At 57.7% G+C, this 3,092-nt stretch carries 2 protein-coding genes; both read left to right on the top strand.

Annotated elements, in window-relative coordinates; all coding sequences use genetic code 11:
• Positions 1-281: hypothetical protein (locus tag CRO75_RS32940; RefSeq protein WP_158539520.1), on the top strand; the 281-nt coding region annotated here is incomplete at its 5' end.
• Positions 282-411: 130 nt separating this feature from the next.
• On the top strand, positions 412-3,092 hold a 2,681-nt coding region (locus CRO75_RS32090; protein WP_177409821.1), incomplete at its 3' end, for an Ig-like domain-containing protein.

Here is a 3,092-nt window from a genome sequence, read left to right as displayed (position 1 = left end):
ACCTCAATGTGAAGTTCGGCAAGTGGGGTGTGGATGACCTGTTCTATCTCGATCAACAGGACAACACCGCTCCGCAGAACAATCTGCAGGAGTCGACATTCCTGGGTGGTACCGGGCATGGCGCCTCACCGCTGTTATATCTGGGCGGTTCCAATGGTACGGATGGCTATGGCTCAGTGGAAATCATTCTCGAGCCTGATCTGCCTGTGATCACCAACAGTCGTTTGGAAGAGGTTGTTGCGGCCATTGATAGCCACACGGGCATGATAATTAGCGGTTAACCGCTATCTGATTTACTGTTATTAAAAGTTAATAAGAATTGAAGCCGCCACAGATTATATGGCGGCTTCAGGTTGTTCCTAACACCGAGTGCGCTCGGTATTAACTCAAAATGAAAGTGGTATATTTAAGATGTCGTTAAGTGTTCGTTATTTGATCCAGAAATCGTCGGGCCAACAGACGTTGGACTTTCGAGCCAATAAAGCCAAGTACACCCTGGACGGCGTGGCGTATTTCTACACCCTCAATGGCAAGGAATACGCGGTCACCGGCAGTTCGGCGGTCGACAATATCTGGGTCGCGCCTGGCAGCAAGATTGATGCAACGGCCTTGCTGGGTGACGTTGACAATATCTATCTGAGTGGTCGTTGGGCTGATTACACCAAGACCCTCAACTCGGAGAAGGGGACCATTACCTTTAGCCGTGAGGTTGGCGGTCAGACTGAAAGCGTGACTGTAGGTAATGGTGTGATTGGCCTGACTCGGGACAACCTGGTGTTTGCCGACGGGACCGTCGATACCCGGGCTGCGCGCCTTGCATTGGAGGCTTCGACCACCCCGGCGTTGGATGCTTCGCGCACCTCGCAGTCTCCGGTTGCCCAGCCGCAAGCTGGCGACAGTTTGGTGCGGGGCCTGTCCCGTGAGTCCGGTGTGAATTTCGCGCTGCCGTCAGTGGGGCTTACCCACGTGTTGGCGGGCAGCAGTGGCGAGGATCAGATTTACGTGACCCCGGGGGCGACCGTTGATGCAGTTGCTCTGCTGGGGGGCACCGACCGTATTTTCCTGACGGGCAAGTGGTCTGATTACACCAAGACCTTGGCTCCCGAGAAGGGCGCTATTATCTTTACCCGTGAAATCAATGGCCAGACCGAGAAAGTGTCTGTAGCCAACGGCCTGATTGGTCTGGGCAAGGATATGGTGGTTTTTGCTGATGGTGCGGTCCGTACCGACACCATTCGCGTGACGCTGGCTGATAAGGGGCCGGGCGCTACGGTCGCCGACCTGATCGCAGAGGGCGCCAAGACTGCCACTACTACTGCTGATGACTGGACCAACAAGACCTTTACTCGTTGGGATGTTACGCCGCCGGCAATCGATGTTGTGGCGGGGGATGATCGGGTTAATCGTAGCGAGAAGGATGCTGGTGTCACTGTTTTCGGTGTTGCCGAAGCGGGCGGCACGGTCAGCGTGACTTGGGGCGGAGTGACCAAGACTGTCCGGGCGAAGGAGGATGGTACATGGGCGGCGAAGTTCGAAAGCAGCGAGGTGCCGGCTGAAGGTGCCTCGACTATTACTGCAACCGTGACGGATCAAGGTGGCAATAGTTCGGATGCCAGTTCAAGGAAAGTCAATGTTGACAGCGTGGCCCCGGTAGGCGCGGTGATCAATACGGTTGCTGGCGACAATGCCATCAATGGCAAGGAAAAGAATAACGGGGTGACCGTTACGGGTACCGCTGAGCCGGGTAGCACCATTGAAGTGGGCTTTGGTGGTACACCGAAGTCGGTGGTTGCTGACCAGAACGGTAACTGGTCGGTACCTCTGGGTAAGGACGATCTGCCGGCCGATGGTAAGCGAGATCTCACAGTCACTGTTCGCGATCCGGCGGGCAACAGCACCACCAGCACTCATCCGGTGACCGTGGATTCTGCGCCTCCTGCTATGCCTGTTATTGGTCAGGTTGCAGGGGATGATATGGTCAGTTACACCGAGCGAGCTAGCGGGGTGACTGTGACCGGTAAAGCCGAAGCAGGCAGCCAGGTGAAGCTGACCTGGGGGGGGGGCGAGAAGACGGTTGCGGCTGATGCGAACGGCAATTGGTCGGCGAACTTCCTGCGTGCCGAGATCCCGGTTTCAGGCAAACAGGACCTGCGTGCGGTTGCCGTTGATGCGGCGGGCAACGAGTCTGCTGTGGCGACCCGTACTGTGACCTCGCAGCCTAATCCTCCAGCGCCGACGATCAATGTGATTGCCGGCGACGACCGAATCAATGCCGGCGAAAGGGCAGCAGGCGTTACTCTTTCGGGTACTGCTTTGCCAGGTCTGATGGTGCTGGTGGGGCTGTATCGCCCGAACGGGTCGAAGATCAACGAATACCAGGTCACTGCCAATGAGCAGGGTGTGTGGTCGTTGCCGCTGGGCAGCGCTGAGCTGCCCGCCTTTGGCGATTTCTCTGTGACGGCCGAGACACGTGACACAGTGACCGGACACGGCTCGCTGGACAGCGGTCAGCGTAGCGTCAATGTGGATGTCAGTGCTCCGGCATTGCCCGTGCTGAATGTCGTGGCAGGTGACGACAAGGTCAACGGCAGCGAAAAGGCCACTGGTGTTGTTGTGAGCGGTACCGCCGAGTCAGGTAGCACGGTAAGCGTGAGTTGGGGCGGCCAGAACAAGAGCCTCACTGCCGATGTGAACGGGCAATGGTCGGTGACTTTTGCGCCTGGGGAAGTGCCAGCAGATGGCAGTTCCACCGTCAGTGTCAAAGCGACCGACCTGGCCGGCAACGTATCGCCAAGCGTTACGCGTTCGGTGACGGTGGACACCGCCATGCCTGCGCCGGTGATTGACGTCGTTGCCAAGAGCGCCTTCAGCTGGCCGTTCGGTCCGAAGCTGAAAGCGCAAGATGATGACGTGGTCAGGGCGGTGGAGAAAGAGGCCGGCGTTACCGTTCAGGGTACGGCCAAAGCAGGCGCGACGCTGAAGCTGGAATGGGGTTCGCAAACCAAGACGACCACTGTCGGTCAGGATGGCAAATGGTCCGTGACCTTCCCAGCGAACGAAGTCCCTGTTGACGGTAACTACACGCTCAAAGC

It is taken from the genome of Pseudomonas sp. LAMO17WK12:I10 (genome assembly GCF_900215185.1).
Classification (GTDB): domain Bacteria; phylum Pseudomonadota; class Gammaproteobacteria; order Pseudomonadales; family Pseudomonadaceae; genus Aquipseudomonas; species Aquipseudomonas chlororaphis.
The sequence above is the reverse complement of the archived record's forward strand: the minus strand, read 5'-3'. Positions and strand labels throughout refer to the sequence as shown.